Source organism: Streptomyces sp. SID12501, from assembly GCF_010550245.1.
Classification (GTDB): Bacteria; Actinomycetota; Actinomycetes; order Streptomycetales; family Streptomycetaceae; genus Streptomyces.
Genome location: NZ_JAAGLU010000016.1, coordinates 62,487 through 78,769 on the forward strand (window position 1 = coordinate 62,487; position 16,283 = coordinate 78,769).

Consider the following 16,283-nt stretch of genomic DNA (forward strand, 5'->3'; position numbering starts at 1 on the left):
CCGTACGTATCGATGCGTACACTCGTACACATGGGATATGTGTTGCTGGTCGGAGCCATCGCCGCCGAAGTCGGCGCCACGACCGCCATGAAGTACAGCGACGGTTTCAGCAGGTTGTGGCCCTCTGTGCTGACCGGACTGGGGTATGCCGTCGCGTTCGTGCTGCTCGCACAGACACTGAAGACCGTGTCCGTCGGTACGGCTTATGCGATCTGGTCGGGGATCGGGACGGCGGCCGTCGCGACGATCGGGGCGGTGTTCCTCGGGGAGGGCATGAGTGTGACCAAGGTCGCGGGAATCGTCCTCATCATCGGCGGGGTCGTCGTGCTGAACATGGGCGGTGCGCACTGATGGTGCGGCGGTACGACCCCGAGCGGCGCCAGCGGATCATCGACGCGGCGATCCGGGTGGTGGGGGACAAGGGGATCGCCGGGCTGAGCCATCGGTCGGTGGCCGCGGAGGCGGATGTGCCGCTGGGTTCCACGACGTATCACTTCAGCACCCTCGACGAGCTTCTCGTCGCCGCGCTCCGGCAGGCGAACGAGGGGTTCGCGAAGGTGGTGGCCGCGCGGGGTGGGCTGCGGGACGACCGGGTCGATCTGGCGGGGGAGCTTGCCGGGTTGTTGGGGGAGTGGCTTTCGGGGGATCGGGCGGGGGTCGAGCTGGAGTGCGAGTTGTATCTGGCGGCGCTTCGGCGGCCGGCGTTGCGGCCTGTTGCCGCCGAGTGGGCGGAGGGGGTTGTGGAGTTGCTGGGTGGGCGGACGGACGCGGTTACCGCGCGGGCGCTGGTGGCGGTGATGGACGGGATCTGTCTGCAGGTGCTGCTTACCGGCGGTGCTTATGACGAGGGGTTCGCTCGGGAGGTGTTCGGGCGGGTACTGCGGGGGTGAGGGGGAGTTTTCTCGCCCCCGCCGCCCCTACCCGTCCCATCCCTCCCCCAGAGGGGGGACCCCCAGACGGGCTGGATGCGTCTGGGGCGGGCTTGTCCTCGAACTCGGGTCAGCCCTGTGACCGGCCCTTGAGATCCGCTCCGTGCCGGTTCGCCCGGGTGGGGTGGCTCAAGTTAGGTTTTCTCTATGACCGACACGACTGCTCCCCGCACCACCGGCGCCGTGGCCGCCGGGCTTGCCACCGTCGCCGCTGACGGCACCGTTCTCGACACCTGGTTCCCCGCCCCCGAACTGTCCGCCGAGCCCGGCCCCGCCGGTACCGAGCGGCTGTCCGTCGAGCGGGCCGTCGAGGCGCTCGGCGAGGGTGCGGCGAAAGCGATCGGTCCGGACGCGCGCCGGGGCGTCGAGGTGGTCGCGGTCCGTACGGTCATCGCCTCCCTCGACGACAAGCCGCTCGACGCGCACGACGTCTACCTCCGCCTCCACCTGCTCTCGCACCGGCTTGTGCAGCCCCACGGGCAGTCCCTGGACGGCATGTTCGCCCACCTCGCCAATGTCGCCTGGACCTCGCTCGGCCCGGTCGCCGTGGACGACGTCGAGAAGGTGCGGCTCAACGCCCGCGCCGAGGGCCTGCACCTCCAGGTCACGTCCATCGACAAGTTCCCCCGTATGACCGACTACGTGGTCCCCAAGGGCGTCCGCGTCGCCGACGCCGACCGGGTGCGTCTCGGCGCGCACCTCGCCGAGGGCACGACCGTCATGCACGAGGGCTTCGTCAACTTCAACGCGGGCACGCTCGGTACGTCGATGGTCGAGGGCCGTATCTCCGCGGGTGTCGTGGTCGGCGACGGTTCCGACATCGGTGGCGGTGCCTCGACGATGGGCACCCTGTCCGGTGGCGGCCAGGTCCGTATCACCATCGGCGAGCGCTGCCTGGTCGGCGCCGAGGCCGGCGTGGGGATCGCCCTCGGCGACGAGTGCGTGGTCGAGGCCGGGCTGTATGTCACCGCCGGCACCCTCGTCACCATGCCCGACGGACAGATCGTCAAGGCCCGCGAACTCTCCGGCGCCTCCAATATCCTCTTCCGCCGCAACTCCGTCACGGGCAGGGTCGAGGCCCGCCCGAACAACGCGGTCTGGGGTGGCCTGAACGAGGTCCTGCACAGCCACAACTGACGTACGCCGTGGTCTCCGTGTACCAGCGGTGGTCGCTGGTACCGGCAGGTCTCGGCGGGAGCGGTTCGGGGAGGGTCGTGGGTCGTATCGCATGCTGACGCGTCGGTACGGGTCCCGGCCCTCCTTCGGTTCCAGGTCCCAGTTCCCAGTTCCCCGGTCTTCGGCCGGGTGGTTACGCGCTCAACTCCTCGTAGGCCGCCAGTAGTTCGTCCGTTGTCTGCCGGTCGGCCGATCGCAGCGGTGCCCGCACGGGGCCCGAGGGCAGGCCCAGCCCGCCGAGCAGGGCCTTGGCCGTGACCGCGCCCGGCAGTCCGGATGCCATCATCAACTCGGTGAGCGGAAAGGCCCGTTGCTGGAGGCGGGCGGCCTCGGTGGTGTCGCCCGCGTCGAACGTGTCGATGACGGAACGGACATGACGGGGGATCACATTGGCCACGGTGCTGATGTATCCGGCGCCGCCCAGCGCGTACAGCGCCAGCACGTATTCGTCGCAGCCCGTGTAGAACGCCAGGTCGGTCCGGAGCAGGACCTTCTGAGTGGCCATCAGGTCGTACGCACAGTCCTTCACGGCGACGATGCCCGGGTGGGCGGCGAGGCGGATCATGGTTTCCGGCTCGATGCGGACACCGGTGCGGCCCGGGATGTCGTACAGCGCGAGGGGCAGGGCGGAGGCATCCGCCAGCTCGCGGAAGTGGGCCTCGATCGCGTCCTGCGGGGGGCGGCTGTAGTAGGGGGCGACCGCCAACAGGGCGTCGGCGCCCGCCTTTTCGGCCGCCCGCACCAGTGCGACGGAGTGTGAGGTGTCCGCGGTGCCGACGCCCGCCACGATCGACGCCCGTGCACCGACCGCCTCCCGCACCGCCCGTACCAGTGCCGACTTCTCCGCGTCCGTCGTGGTCGGGGACTCGCCCGTCGTACCGGACAGGACGAGGCCGTCGCAGCCCCCGGCCACCAGCCGGTCGGCGAGCCGCTGGGCACCGTCGAGGTCCAGGGCTCCCTCGGCGGTGAAGGGGGTGACCATCGCGCAGAGGGCGCGGCCGAAGGGGGGAGGAGGTGGCGCCGTCGGTGTTGTCATGCGACCAGTCTCGGCAGGACATTCGTGAAGCTCCACTTAATTCTTGTACCTGATATCGGTAAGTGATGCTTCATGCACGAGGGTTGGGAAGCGGGAGGTACCGGTGCCGACTCGGTTGCCCTGTGCGTCACCGTGGCCGGGACGAAAGAGGTTCCGGTCGTCCGATGAAGGTGCGGTTCCCTGAGGAACGTCCGGCTGAGCCGCTGATCGGACACGAGATCGCTCAGCAGGTGCTGTCCCGGGACGGCGTCCGGGCCGGGTTCACCGGGGTGTCGGTGGGCGGTGCGCTGCCGTACGGAGTTTTCGACGACGCTTCTTGTGTCCACGGCCTGCGGCACCGTGTACCGCACCGTCGCTGCGACTGCGGTTTCCACCGCGCGTACGACCGGGCGACAGTCGGAGGGCTGCTGCGCACCGCCGAGCACCGGGCCGCCGTCCTGTCCCACGTCACAGTCCTCGGTGCCTGCATCCGCTTCGAACCCGGCTTCCGGTACGCCCGTCAGTGGGTGCGCGTCGCGACAGCAGGGCCCTGCGCCTGCGGCGCTGTGCGCGTGGGCGTACGGTCATGTCGCTCGCGGGGTTCGCGCGGCCGGCCGGGGGCGGGCTGCGGGTCGTGGCGGGGAATGACGGCGCCGTTGCGGTTTCTGACCCACCGGGCGCGGTCGAGGGATCGCGGGCGCCCGAACTCGTCGCCGAGGCCGCGCTGTTGCAGGCCCGGCTCGACTGGTTCCAGGGGCAGTTGGCGCGACTGGATGATCGGGGACCGGACAACGGGCCCGAGTGGTAGGCGAGTTGGTCTCCAGCAGGGCTTGACCTCAACCCCGGTCGAGGTCGGAGGGTGGTCGGCGTACCCATCGATGCCGATCAACGGAGGCCGCCATGGCCCGTCGTACCGACACGCACCCCGAGCTCACCCGCCCGGACGTCGAAGCACCCTTCTTCAGCACCTGGCGGGTCGGCACACCCGAGCGGCAGCGGGAGGCGGTCGACGCCATCGCCGCGACCTGGGAGCGCCAGGCCTGGCCGGTGGGAGGAGGGCTCGGCTACTTCGTCTACGCCGGGCATGACGGGACCACTCTGCTCCATTACTCCCAGTGGGTCCGCGAGCAGGACTACGAGGCGTTTCTCAAGACGCAGCGGCAGGCGCGCGTCGACGAGATCGACACCGCCGTAGCGGGAATCGAGCGGGTCGCCCTCGACCGGTACCGGCGGTACCGCAGCCATGAGCGGGCCGCCGGGGACGTGCGCGTTCCCGGGCTCGTCGTGACCGTCCGCATCGACTTCGAGGAGGGTGCCGCGGAGCGGCGGCGCGAGTGGGTCGACCTGGTCCTCGGCGCCCTCGCCGAGTCGGCGGAGAGCGACCGTGGGCTCATCTCCGCCCACTTCCATCTCAGCCAGGACGGCACCCACGTCCTGAACTACGCCGAGTGGGAGAGCCCGGAGTCCTACGAGGCGGCCATCGCCGACCCGGGGGAGGACGCCGGGGCGGCGGTCGGGGCGGAGTGGGAGCGCGTGCGGACCTATCCCGCGGTGAAGTCGGTGACCGGCAGCCGGTACTCGTACGTCCTCGGGCTCGTCCCTGAGTGATCCGGCCCGAGTGATCCGGCCCGGATGATCTGGTCGGCCTCTCCGGAGTTTCACCGAAGACTTTTCTGCCCTGGACAAAAAAAGTGTTCGGTGAGACGGTGGGGCCATGCTGGACGTCACCGTGATCGAGGACCCGGCGGCCGCCGCCGTCTCGCTGGACCCCATAAGGGGCCGGCTGCTCGCCGAGCTGGCCGCCGGGCCCGCGTCGGCCGCCATGCTGGCCGGCAAGGTCGGACTGCCCCGGCAGAAGGTGAACTACCACCTCAAGGCGCTGGAGCGGCACGGCCTGGTCGAGCTGGCCGGGGAGCGCCGCAAGGGGAATGTCACCGAGCGGCTGATGCGGGCGACCGCGGCGTCGTACGTCATCTCGCCGCTCGCCCTGGCCGCCGTACAGCCTGATCCTGACCGTTTTCGGGACCAGCTCTCCGCGCACTGGCTGCTGGCGGTCGGGGCGCGGCTGGTGCGGGACGTCGGCACGCTGATCACCGGCGCCGCCCGGGCCCGTAAGCGGCTCGCGACCTATGCGCTCGACGGCGAGGTGCGGTTCGCCTCCGCCGGCGACCGGGCCGCGTTCATCGAGGAGTTGACGGCGGGTGTCAGCGCGTTGCTGCGCAAGTACGACTCGCCCGGTGTCGAGGGCGGGCGCGATCACCGCATCGTCGTGGCCGTGCACCCGACGGTCAAATCCCAGCCCGGCGAACCGACTTCGAGCGCGGCGAGTACTGAAGGCATCACAAGCACCCCAGACATCACCGGCACCCCAGACGCCACCGGCACCACGGGCACTACGGAAATCCAGGAGTGAGCGCCATGTCCAAGGAAGTTTCCAGGGAATTCGAGATCGCGCGTGAGTTCGAGGTCGACGCCAGCCCGGAGGAGGTGTGGGAGGCGATCACCACCGGGACCGGAGGGTATCTGTGGCCGATGGAGCCGCCGGAGCCGCGGGTCGGCGGCAAGGGGCCCTTCGGATCCAAGGTCATCGCCTGGGATCCGCCGCACCGGTACACCAACCGCGTCGAGGACGTCGAGGGCATCTCCGAGCAGACCCTCAACCAGCTCGACTACACCGTCGAACCGCGCGACGAGGGTCGCCGGGCCTGGGTGCGTTACGTGCACAGCGGCATCTTCGTCGACGACTGGGACAACCAGTACGACGGCGCCGCCCGGCACACCGACTTCTATCTGCACACCCTGCGCGAGTACCTGACCCATTTCGCGCCCCGGCCGGTCGCGTTCGCCACCTTCGACGGACCCGAGGCGTCCAAGGCCGCAGACGCCCTCGCCGCCGTCGGGCGGGCGCTCGGGGTCGGGGAGGACGTGGCCGTAGGGACGCGCGTGACGGTCCGTGGGCCCGACGAGTTCGAGGCCGTGGTCGACTTCAGCGACCCGTACTTCATCGGGCTGCGCACGGACCGGGGCCTCACCCGCTTCTTCGGGCGGAACCACTGGGGCTACCCGGTGGGGGTCTCCCTGCACGACTTCACGCCGGATGCCGACATCAAGGAGTGCGAGACCGCCTGGCAGGACTGGCTGAACGGTGTGTTCAGCCAGTCCTGAGCGGCCGTGTACGACTACCGGGACTACCGGGACCAGTCGGTGGTCACGGCTGGAACCGCAGCACCTGCGGGTCGTGGTCGCTGATCTGGTCGTTGAACTCCGAGTTGATGTGCACGGAGTCGTAGTCGAAGTCGCAGCCGCGGCTGATCGACGGGCTGACCAGGATCTGGTCCAGGACCTGGGTGTTGCCCTGGTAGTCGTAGGTGTAACGCTCGCTCTTCGGCAGCGACTTGATCGCCGACCACAGTTCGCCGTCGCCTTCGAGCAGCTCGGTGGTGTCGGAGAACTCGAAGTCGTTGATGTCGCCGAGCGTGATCACGTCCGCGTTCTTCTGGACCTTCAGGATGTCCTTGACGAACGTGTTCACCGCGGTCGCCTGGAGGTGACGCTTGGTCTCCGAGCTGCGGGCCGGCGGCTGGAACTGCGAGGTGAGGCCCTGGTCGCCGCCCTTCGAAGCGAAGTGGTTGGCGATCAGGATGACGGTCTTGCCGCGGAAGACGAACTCGCCCGCGAGCGGCTTGCGACTGTCCGTCCAGGCCGCGTTGGCCGGGTCTATCCGGCCCGGCGAGAGGGTCAGGGCCGCCTTGCCGTGGTCCTTGGTGACACCGACGGCGGTCGTGGCGTCGCCGCCCGGCCGGTCGGTGAAGGAGACCCGCGCCGGGTTGAACAGGAATACCTGACGGATGTTGCCGCCGGGCTCGCCGCCGTCCGCGAGGTCGACCGGGTCGATGGAGCGCCAGTCGTACGCCGGGCCGCCCGCCGCCACGATCGCGTCGGTCAGCTTCTTGACCGTCTGGTCAGCGGCGACCGTACCGTCCTTCGTCGCGCCGTTGTTGTCCTGGATCTCCTCCAGGGACAGGATGTCGGGCGACTGCAGGTTGTTCACGATCGCGGCGGCGTGCGCGGCGAAGGTGCCGTCCGACGGGTCGAGGTTCTCGACGTTGTACGTCGCCACCGCGAGCTCGTTCCGCGACTGCTTGCGGGTCGTCTCGCGCTTCAGGCCGCCCTGCTTCAGGGTGCCGAGCTCGTTGGCGACGAGCGTGTAGCCACCGAACTGGTTGTAGTCCAGCGGGCCGGTCGTGGCGCCCTTGAGGCTGTCGCCGACGTTCGCTGTCGGGAAGTCGGCGACCGCGCCCAGGGACTGGATCTGGAGCCGGCCGGTGTTCTGCGAGGTGTACGAGCCGTACACCGTGCCGCCCCGCCGGTTGGGGTTCTCCCACGGCTTCACCGTGACCCACAGCTCGGTGTACGGGTCGGTCGCGGTGACCACGCGGGCGTCCTTGACCTGGACGTTCATGCCCTCAAGGGACTCGTAGTAGTCCAGGGCGTACTTCTTGGGCAGCAGTGTCAGGGCGTTCACCGAGCCGCTCGCGGCGGTGTCGCCGGCCGACGTGTAGGCGGCCGGTACGGACCGGGCGTCGACGACGATCGGGGCCGGGACCGCGTTTCCGCTGGAGACGACGGTGACCGTCGGCTTGACGATCTCCGTCACCGTCTGGTTGCCGGACGAGGCGCCGCCGGGCACGTACTCCGAGACGGTGCCGGTGACGGTGACCGAGTCGCCGACCGCGACGGTCGGCTTGGAGCTGGTGAAGACGAAGACGCCCTCGCTGGTGGCCGGGTCGGCGTCCGGGGCCGTGTCCTGGAGCCAGAAACCACGCGACGAACCGTAGGTACGGACACCGGTGACGATTCCCGCCACGTCCGTGACCTTCTGGCCGGCTAGCGGGGACAGGCGCGTGGTGCCCTGGATGTCATGAATGCGCACAGTGTCGGCGTGCGCGGCCGACGGGAGCACGACCATCGTGGCGACCGTGGAACAGACGGCGGCGACGGTGAGCGCGGCGAGACGCGCGGAAGACTTGCTCGGCAACGGAATCCCTCCGGGGACAAACATGGGTGCCGGGACGAAAGTGACAAGGGTGGTGCCGTGGGGGAAACGCGACCCGCTGGGCGACTGGCGACGCGCGTAGACATCCGGTGAACACCCGGTGCGGAAAGTTCCGCACCGAAGGCTCGGCACCAGGCGATCGGCAGTGAAAGCCCGGCTTGGGAGAACAGTGAACACGATGGAGCACGGTGGAGCACGTGGAAGGCAAGGGGATGCGGTGAATCGGCGTCCCCTCCACTTCTACGCGCGTCAATCTCCTGCCTGGTCAGGCCACTTGTCAAGGTTTCAGCCATCTACCACCTCTGACAGGTACATGAACCGGGCGGCATGGTGCCAAATCCGTCTAGGCTGAGCGGCTGAGTCGTACGGCCTTCAACGCAACGTCGTACGGTCGTCAGACGCCGTCGTCGGACTCCGGGCGTGATCCGGGTGCCGCCGTACGGCCATTCGGGCGCCTGAGGAGAAAACAGCCGATGTCAGACAGCTCCCCCCTGCCGCCGGTGCGACTGCACTCCGAAGCGGAACTGGCGCGGGACGCGCTCGCCGCCCCGTTGCTCTCCCGCGCCGCCCGCCTCGCCCGCTGGGCCGGGCCGGACACCCGGGTCGAGACCGGTGGCGTACTCGTCCAGGAGCAACTGCCGGCGGCGGCTCGGGCGCTGGGGCTGATCGACGGCGAGGGCGAGGGCGAGGGTGACGTGAGTGCGGGTGATGTGAGTGTCGAGGACGCGCTCGCCCACGCCAGTGAGGCCTGGCGGGTCGCCGTGGACGCCGGGCTCGTCGAGGTCGTCGACGAGGACGAGGGCACCGTCACGGTGGGCGAGGACCTGGCGCTGCTCACCTCCGGGTCGCCGCACGAGGTGCTCGGGGTGTGGCTCGGGGCGCTGGAGACCGTCCTCGCCGACGCGGGCGTGCCCGACCTCGACGATCTCGTCGACTCCATGGGCGAGAGCGGAGAGGTCGACTTCTCCCAACTGGACTGGGACCCCGACGCGGAGGCCGACTTCCTCGACGGTGTGCTCGCCAACCTGTACCTGCTGAGCGTCAGCGAGGACGGCCCCGCCGACATCCCGGTACCGCTGCCGGCGCTGGCCGCGTCCATGGTCGTACCGAGCGACATGGGCGAGCCCACCAACGACGTCCTGGAGCAGGTCTCGGACATGATGATGCGCCTCGACGACCAGTTCAGGCTGCTCGAACCCGTCGGGCTCGTCGCCTACCGGCCCGTCGACGAGGCGCTCATGGCGGACATCGACGACCCCGCCGAGGGTGCGTCGGCGGGCGACGAGACCGACGTCTCCCGCTACGGCATGGTGCGGCTCACCCCGCTCGGCCTGTACGGCGTACGGGCGCGGCTGCTGGAGTCCGGCTTCGAGGCGCCGGCCGTCGGAGACCTCGCCGACAAGGGCGCGGACGCGCTGCTCGACGGCATGGCGGGCTTCCCCGCGACGGCCGCGCGGGCCGAGACCGAACAGTGGCTGACGCGCCGCGAACCCCGCGCGGCGGCAAGGGAGTTGCTGGCGGCGGCCCGGGGCGGCGACGCCGGAGCGCCACTGCGGCGGCTGCACTGCCAGCAGGCCCTGTCCCTCGTCGGCGGCGAGTCCGAGCCCGCGCTGCGCGAGGTCCTCGACGACGCCGAACTGGGCGGCCTCGCCCGTGTCTGGCTCAGCGAGTACGGCGCGCCGGACGTGCCGGCCCCGTCCGAGGCGATGGTGTTCTGGCTGACCATCGACACGGTGGCCGCGCAACTGGCGGCCGAGGGCAACTCGGCGGAGCTGCGCGGACTGGTGGAGGGACTGGCACAGCAGCACGGCGGCTTCTTCGAGGCGGCCTGGCGCGTGGACCATCCGGCGACACCGGACGTGCTGGAGGCGATGGGACGGCTGCACCCGGACAAGCGGGTGGCCAAGGAGGCGCGGAAGGCGGCGTTCAAGGCGCGGTCGCAGCAAGGGGGTTGAGGGGCGCGTCAGGTGGGGGAGCTGCGGGCCGGCTCCCGGCTGCGGGTGCGTTGTGGCTGGTCGCGCAGTTCCCCGCGCCCCTCGGTAGCTGCCCCTTCGGGGCGGCTACCTCTGCGGCGCATCCGGAAGCGTGTCTCGTGAAGTCGCCCTCCGTTCAACTCGTGTTCAGGCGTGGGCGGGACGGTGGCGTCGAACCGAGTGCGCCGCCCTCCACTGCCATGGCACGCCCCCCGTCACAGGAGACATCATGTCGCTCACCCGCAGGGACTTCGGCAGACAGTCTGCGATCACCTCGGCCGGGGTCGCGCTGGCCGGCACCGTCGGTGCCCTCGCCACCGCGCCGGGCGCCCTCGCGTCCACGGAGGCCGACACGGACGCGGACACCCTCGGTGCGGCCGGGGAATCCGCGGACCGGTACCACGGAGTCGGCTACGGCCCGCTGCTGCCCGACCCCAAGGGCCTGTTGGCGCTCCCCGCCGGATTCTCGTACCGAGTGATCACCCACAGCGGCAAGACCAAGTTGGACTCCGGCGAGATCACCCCGTCCAACCATGACGGCACCGCCGCCTTCGAGGGCCCGCGCGGCACCACCCTCCTCGTCAACAACCACGAGCTGAAGGGCCCGCGCGCCGACTGGAAGTACCCGGTGCCGCTCACCGAGGGCCTCGTCTACGACCCCGCCGCGTCCGGCGGCTGCACGGTCGTCGAGGTGCGTCCCGGCGGCCAGGTCGCCGAGTGGGTGGGCATCGCGGGCACCTCCACCAACTGCGCGGGCGGCAGCACCCCTTGGGGCACCTGGCTCACCTGCGAGGAGAACTCCGACCGCGCCGGCGTCAACGGCATGACCAAGGACCACGGTTACGTCTTCGAGGTCGACCCCAGTGACAAGCGTGCCAACCGGAACCCCAAGCCCCTGAAGTTCTTCGGGCGTTACAACCACGAGGCCGTCGTCATCGACCCCAAGCGCGGCGACGCCTACCTCACCGAGGACGCCGCGTCCCCCAACGGCCTCCTCTACCGCTGGACCCCGCCGCAGCACTGCCACCACGGCCACGGCAACCTCCGCACCCTCTCCGACACCGCGGGCATCCTCCAGGCGCCCAAGTGCTTCGACTCCGCGGGCCAGTTCGTCGACGACCTCTCCCGCGCCACGAAGATCGGCACGGTGTACGGCGTCGACTGGGTCGACGTGCCCGACCGTGACGCCAAGGCCGTCGACGTGCGCAAGCAGTTCGGCGCCGGGGAGATCACCCGGGCCCGCAAGCTCGAGGGCATGTGGTGGGGCGACGGCGGCACCTACATCGTCTCCTCGTACGCCCGTTCCGAGAGCCCCGTCCAGCACGACGGTCAGGTCTGGTTCTACGACCCCAAGCGCCGCACCCTCACCCTGAAGGTCCTCCTGGGCGTGAACCCCGACCCGTCGGCCGACGGCGCCTTCGACGGCCCCGACAACATCACCGTCTCCCCGTACGGCGGCCTGGTCATCGCCGAGGACGGCGAAGGCGTCCAGCACCTGTTCGGCGCGACGGACAGCGGGCGCACCTACCCGATCGCCCGCAACGAACTCAACGCCGGCACCGAAGAGGCGCCCGAATACAGCGAGTTCACCGGCGTGACCTTCTCACCCGACGGGAAGACGCTGTACGCCAACATTCAGACGCCGGGGATCATGCTGGCCATTACCGGGCCGTGGAAGCGGCAGCGGCGCTGACCATCGCTCGCCAAGTCACAGCCGCTCGTCGGCGGGGAACAACAGATGTTCCGCGGCGATTCTGACGAGCGGCACCTCACGTCCCAGTGGCAGTTCGTCGGTGTACGGGCTGTAGCGGTCGCCGGACTCCTTGCTATGCGTGATCGCGCACCGGACCTTGTAGATGCGCTCCGCGGCACGTTCCCTGAGAGTCGCCTGCCCGGCTGGGTCACCGGCACGGCCGAAGTCCAGATGCGGCACCTGGACGAAGGGAACCGTGGCGGTGGCGAAGTGGTCGGCCGCGCCCCGCAGATACCGGTCCAGGTCGGTAGCGAGCGCACCGACGTCGAGATGCTTGTCCAGCACCGCCTTCAGTCCTCTGATCTCACTGAAGCTGAGATCATTCTTGCGCTCGCTGAGGACGTCGGCCGCCAGCTTGGCGGCCTTGCGAATACTGTCCGCGGGCCGCTCCAGCGCGCCGCCCGCGGCTTCGACCCGTCGCCGCAGTGCCTGGAACCACTCCTCCTCCATGCTGTACTCCAGCACCTGGTAGTAGCCCATGAACGCCGCGAAGGGATCGGTCGCCGCGATGGCCCGGAGATAGCGCTGAGACAGCTCTTCCTGGACCTCGTGCCCTTCTTGGACCTCCGGCACCGGGCCCAGCAGTCGATCGCCCATGAATCCTGTTGCCGTACCCTGACCAATCGCCTCCACAAACTCCTCTGCCCTCAGGGGTAGTTGGCGGATCAACCGAGGCTGGGACGACCCGTCGAGACGATTGACGTCGAGAACCGGCACGAGCACGACATCGCTCTCGTAGGCCAGCCGTACCCGGAACGCCGTCGCCACCTGCTCCAGCTCGGCGAGGTCGAGGCCAGGCGGGCCGTCGAGCCGCAACGAGCGCAGCCGGGGCTCGGCCGTCACGTCGAGCAGTTGCTGCGCCGAGATCCGGGCGACAGCGCCTTCGGCCAGTCCCTCGCGCCGTTCCTGCTCCATGAGGTGAGCGAGCGTCCGCTGACGGTCGAACACTGCCAGGCGCTCCATCCCGGTCCGCCTCAGTTCGAGCCGAAGCAACAACGGGACCGAGGGCGGGCCGACCGTGACTGTGCAGGTTCCCCTCGGCGTGGGCATCTCGTACACCGTGGCCGCGCCCTCTGGGGCGAGCAGCGTCGCATGCTGTGTCTCGTCACGGACGAGTAGCTCTAGGCCGACCGGTTGGACGATCTGTGTGTCGGGGCGTTCCCGTGAGTCCACCAGTATTCGGGCCAGCGCGGCGATCGCGTCGAAGTCCACCTCCACGTGCCACTCCGCGCGCGGCCGGTCGTCGAAGGACAGGTACTTCTCTCGGAGCGTCTCGTCGATCTCGGCGATGCCCGTACCACTGCGCAGGACGCTCGCGCCGAACTCGAAGACGACCCGCCGCCCGTCCTCGTCCCTCGGTTCGTAGTCGTTGAACAGGCTGCTCATGATGCCGACGATCGCCGCCTCGCGGTCGGCCCGCGCTGCAGCCAACCGGTCCTCCAGCGTATGTAGCCTCCGTGACTTGGCGTGCCACTCCCGCCGAGACCGGTAGCCTCCGGGCACCCCCTTGGATCCCTTCTGGCCGAGAGGCTGGGACAAGCGGTGCGTCAGGGTGCGGATACCCGCTTCCAGGCACTGGATGTGCGCGAGCTGTCCACGGCGGGCCAGTGCCCACTGATCATGAGTAGCCTTGGTGATACTGCCCGCCCATCGCGACGACGAGACCGGTGTCAGCTCCCGCTTGCGCGCCGCCCACGCGTCGCCGGATGGTTCCCGACTGTCACGGCCGCGGGCGGCAAGATCCTTCGAGGCCAGCGACCCCAGATGCGCACTCACCACGCGCAGCACCTTCTCATCGTCCGGTGCCAGGTCCTTGAGACGGGTACGGACCGCCACGCCACGCGGGCCGGGCGCGACGAACGACGGCATCAAGGCTCTCAGCCCGCTCACCTCGCCACCCCCCCATTCCCGCCCGAAGTTCCCTGCCACCACACCCAACGAGCTTCATCCATGCAAGGTCACGCATTCGACGCAAGAACGTCAGTTCTTTCCCGAGAGTCGACACCACGGCCGCAACACGCGACACGACGCAGACCACTGACACTCACTCCCGGCCGCCAGAACACTCATGAACACACTCCACCGGCAGGAGCTTCAAACCCCCTTCTCTTTGGGCACTCTCCCGTGCACCCCCTGGAGCGGCTCACCGCGCATCTCGGCGGCGCCTCGCTCTGGGCCAAGCGGGAGGACTGCAACTCCGGTGTCGCGTACGGCGGCAACAAGACCCGCAAGCTGGAGTACCTCGTCGCCGACGCGCTCGCCCAGGGCTGCGACACGCTCGTGTCGATCGGCGGTGTGCAGTCCAACCACACCCGTCAGGTCGCCGCCTGTGCCGCCCGAGCCGGGCTCAAGTGCGTTCTCGTGCAGGAGAGTTGGGTGGAGTGGCCCGACTCCGTCTACGACAAGGTCGGCAACATCCTGATCAGCCGGCTCGCCGGGGCCGATGTGCGGTTGGTGCGGGCCGGGTTCGGCATCGGGTTCAAGGAGAGCTGGGAGCTGGCGCTGCGGGAGGTGGAGGAGGGGGGCGGCAAGCCGTACGCGATTCCGGCGGGAGCCTCCGACCATCCGCTCGGCGGCCTGGGGTTCGCCGGTTGGGCGTACGAAGTCGCCAAGCAGGAAAGGGAGTTGGGGATCTTCTTCGACACCGTGGTGGTGTGCTCGGTGACCGGGTCGACCCAGGCCGGCATGGTCGCCGGGTTCGCGGCGCTGGAGGAGGCGGGCGGCCGTACGCGGCGCGTGCTCGGTATCGACGCGTCGGCGGCGCCGGCCCGGACGAAGGCGCAGATCGCGCGGATCGCCCACAACGCCGGCCAACTCATTGGTGTAAAGCGGGAGTTGACACAGGCGGACGTCGAGCTGGACGAGCGCTACCACGCGGGCACGTACGGGATTCCCGACGACGCCACCCTGGACGCGATGCGGCTCGCCGCCCGCACGGAGGGGATGGTCACCGACCCTGTGTACGAGGGGAAGTCGATGGCCGGGATGGTCGATCTGGTGGCGCGGGGAGAGATCGGGCGCGACTCCACCGTGCTGTACGCGCACCTGGGCGGGCAGCCCGCGCTGAACGCGTACAGCGCGCTGTTCTAAGTCTCCTCCGGTCCTCTCGGGTCCTCTCCGGTCCTTTCTGGTTCTTTCTGGTTCTCTCTAGTTCTTCCGGAGGGTCGGCTCCGGGTTCGGGAAGAGCGGTTCGGGTGCGGTGAAGGCGAGCTCGGCGAAGCGTTCACCTATGCGGCGGTGGGTGGCCGCGTCCGGGTGGAGCTGGTCGGGCAGGGGGAGTTCGGCGAAGTCGGACTCCCCGTACAGGGCGCGGCCGTCGAGGTGGTGGAGGTTCGGGTCGTCCGCCGAACGCTGCTGCACGATGCGGGACAGCTCCTCCCGGATGACGTTGAGCGTCAGTTTGCCCGCGGCGCGCTCGGCGGGGTCGCCCATGGGCTGGAAGCGCAGTTCACCGGCGCTCATCGTGGAGAGGTCCAGGGCGGTGGGGCCCGGGGTGTCCTCGTGCATGGGGCAGTAGAGGGGCGAGACGAGCAGCAGCGCTGTGGTCGGATGGCCCTCGCGGATGGTGTCGAGGAAGCCGTGGACCGCCGGGCCGAAGGCACGCAGACGCATCAGATCGGTGTTGACCAGGTTGATGCCGATCTTGACGCTGATCAGGTCGGCGGGGGTGTCGCGCATCGCGCGGGCGGTGAACGGGTCGAGCAGGGCGCTGCCGGCCAGGCCCAGGTTGATCAGTTCCACGCCGCCGAGGGACGCGGCGAGCGCGGGCCAGATGGCGGTGGGGCTCGCGGCGTCGGAGCCGTGGCTGATCGAACTGCCGTGGTGCAGCCAGACCCTGCGGCCCTGGTCGCGGAGCGGTACGGGTTCGACGGGGGCGTCGGTGCGCAGGGCGACGAGCTCGGTGGTCTCGTTGTGGGGCAGCCAGATCTCGACGCGCTTCATGTGGTCCGGCAGGCCGGTGAAGCGGAGGGTGCCGGGCGGGCCGGGTTCATGCGTCGCGGTGCCGGCGGTCATGTCGACGGTCAGCGTGTTACCGCCCCCGGCCACGGTGGACTGGGCGGTCAGCCGGCCGTCGACGAGCAGGTCGTACATACCGGCGGGGCGAGGTGGGGCGCCCACATAGATCCGCCTGGTGGGCAGTGCGTCCAGCTCGACGGAGGTCGCCCGGGTGCGGAAGACCAGCCGTACGCCGGAGGGCTGGGATTCCGCCGAGGCGAGCTGGGGGTCCGTGCACTGGGCGCGGGCCCGGGCGGGCAGGCGGTGGGGGAGAACGCCGTGGGGGGTGTGCTCCAGGTCGAGGGCCCCGCGTACGAGGTCGGCGGTGATGTGCGTGGTCGTCCACTCGTGCTCGGATGACATGTCTGTCCTCTGTGTCCTCTGC

General features: G+C 69.7%; 12 protein-coding genes and 2 pseudogenes. 10 read left to right on the forward strand and 4 right to left on the reverse strand.

Translation table 11 applies throughout. The annotated features are described in order from the left end of the window. Positions 1-30: 30 nt before the first annotated feature. From G3I71_RS20430 to dapD, 3 genes are all read left to right on the forward strand, one after another. The gene (locus tag G3I71_RS20430; protein WP_164316260.1) at positions 31-351 is read left to right on the forward strand and encodes a multidrug efflux SMR transporter; all 321 of its coding nucleotides are present in this window, start codon (positions 31-33) and stop codon (positions 349-351) included. Then, the gene (locus tag G3I71_RS20435) at positions 351-890 is read left to right on the forward strand and encodes a TetR/AcrR family transcriptional regulator (protein ID WP_164316261.1); all 540 of its coding nucleotides are present in this window, start codon (positions 351-353) and stop codon (positions 888-890) included. The genes G3I71_RS20430 and G3I71_RS20435 overlap by 1 nt, the downstream gene beginning before the upstream one ends. 186 nt (positions 891-1,076) lie before the next feature. Continuing rightward, positions 1,077-2,066 carry a 2,3,4,5-tetrahydropyridine-2,6-dicarboxylate N-succinyltransferase gene (dapD, locus tag G3I71_RS20440; RefSeq protein ID WP_164316262.1) on the forward strand — a complete coding sequence of 330 codons (990 nt, stop codon included), beginning with the start codon at positions 1,077-1,079 and terminating at the stop codon, positions 2,064-2,066. A gap of 172 nt (positions 2,067-2,238) precedes the next feature. Here the strand turns inward: dapD and dapA are convergent, their stop codons facing one another. Further along, entirely contained in the window at positions 2,239-3,141 is a 903-nt protein-coding gene (dapA, locus tag G3I71_RS20445; RefSeq protein WP_164316263.1) for a 4-hydroxy-tetrahydrodipicolinate synthase, read from the reverse strand. Between the two features lie 164 nt (positions 3,142-3,305). Between dapA and G3I71_RS20450 the strand changes: the two are divergent. The 4 genes and pseudogenes from G3I71_RS20450 (at position 3,306) to G3I71_RS20465 (ending at position 6,285) form a co-directional block, all read left to right on the forward strand. Then, positions 3,306-3,928, forward strand: a pseudogene (locus tag G3I71_RS20450) (hypothetical protein). 92 nt (positions 3,929-4,020) lie between these two features. Next, positions 4,021-4,728 (forward strand): antibiotic biosynthesis monooxygenase, encoded by a 708-nt coding sequence (locus G3I71_RS20455; protein WP_164316264.1) that lies wholly within the window; start codon positions 4,021-4,023, stop codon positions 4,726-4,728. 106 nt (positions 4,729-4,834) lie between these two features. Further along, positions 4,835-5,533, forward strand: a complete 699-nt coding sequence (locus G3I71_RS20460) for a winged helix-turn-helix domain-containing protein (protein ID WP_164316265.1) — start codon at positions 4,835-4,837, stop codon at positions 5,531-5,533. Positions 5,534-5,538: 5 nt separating this feature from the next. Continuing rightward, the gene (locus G3I71_RS20465; RefSeq protein WP_164316266.1) at positions 5,539-6,285 is read left to right on the forward strand and encodes an SRPBCC domain-containing protein; all 747 of its coding nucleotides are present in this window, start codon (positions 5,539-5,541) and stop codon (positions 6,283-6,285) included. Between the two features lie 43 nt (positions 6,286-6,328). On the opposite strand, the gene G3I71_RS20470 is transcribed toward G3I71_RS20465, so the two are convergent. After that, positions 6,329-8,158: an endonuclease/exonuclease/phosphatase family protein gene (locus G3I71_RS20470; RefSeq protein ID WP_164316267.1), complete on the reverse strand. Its 1,830-nt coding sequence runs from the start codon at positions 8,156-8,158 to the stop codon at positions 6,329-6,331. Positions 8,159-8,649: 491 nt separating this feature from the next. Between G3I71_RS20470 and G3I71_RS20475 the strand changes: the two genes are divergently transcribed. Both G3I71_RS20475 and G3I71_RS20480 read left to right on the forward strand, forming a co-directional pair. Next, positions 8,650-10,131, forward strand: coding sequence for a hypothetical protein (locus G3I71_RS20475; RefSeq protein ID WP_164316268.1), 1,482 nt, complete (start codon positions 8,650-8,652; stop codon positions 10,129-10,131). Positions 10,132-10,378: 247 nt separating this feature from the next. Continuing rightward, entirely contained in the window at positions 10,379-11,842 is a 1,464-nt protein-coding gene (locus G3I71_RS20480) for an alkaline phosphatase PhoX (RefSeq protein WP_164316269.1), read from the forward strand. A 15-nt stretch (positions 11,843-11,857) separates the two neighbouring features. Here G3I71_RS20480 and G3I71_RS51235 read toward each other — a convergent pair whose 3' ends face one another. Continuing rightward, a complete protein-coding gene (locus tag G3I71_RS51235; RefSeq protein WP_343243013.1) occupies positions 11,858-13,792 on the reverse strand; it encodes a hypothetical protein in 1,935 nt (644 codons plus the stop codon). Positions 13,793-14,002: 210 nt separating this feature from the next. Between G3I71_RS51235 and G3I71_RS20490 the strand changes: the two are divergent. Next, a pseudogene (locus tag G3I71_RS20490) lies at positions 14,003-14,992 on the forward strand (1-aminocyclopropane-1-carboxylate deaminase); the annotation flags it as partial. Positions 14,993-15,049: 57 nt separating this feature from the next. Here G3I71_RS20490 and G3I71_RS20495 read toward each other — a convergent pair. After that, the gene (locus G3I71_RS20495) at positions 15,050-16,261 is read right to left on the reverse strand and encodes an SGNH/GDSL hydrolase family protein (RefSeq protein WP_164316271.1); all 1,212 of its coding nucleotides are present in this window, start codon (positions 16,259-16,261) and stop codon (positions 15,050-15,052) included. Between the last annotated feature and the right edge of the window lie 22 nt (positions 16,262-16,283).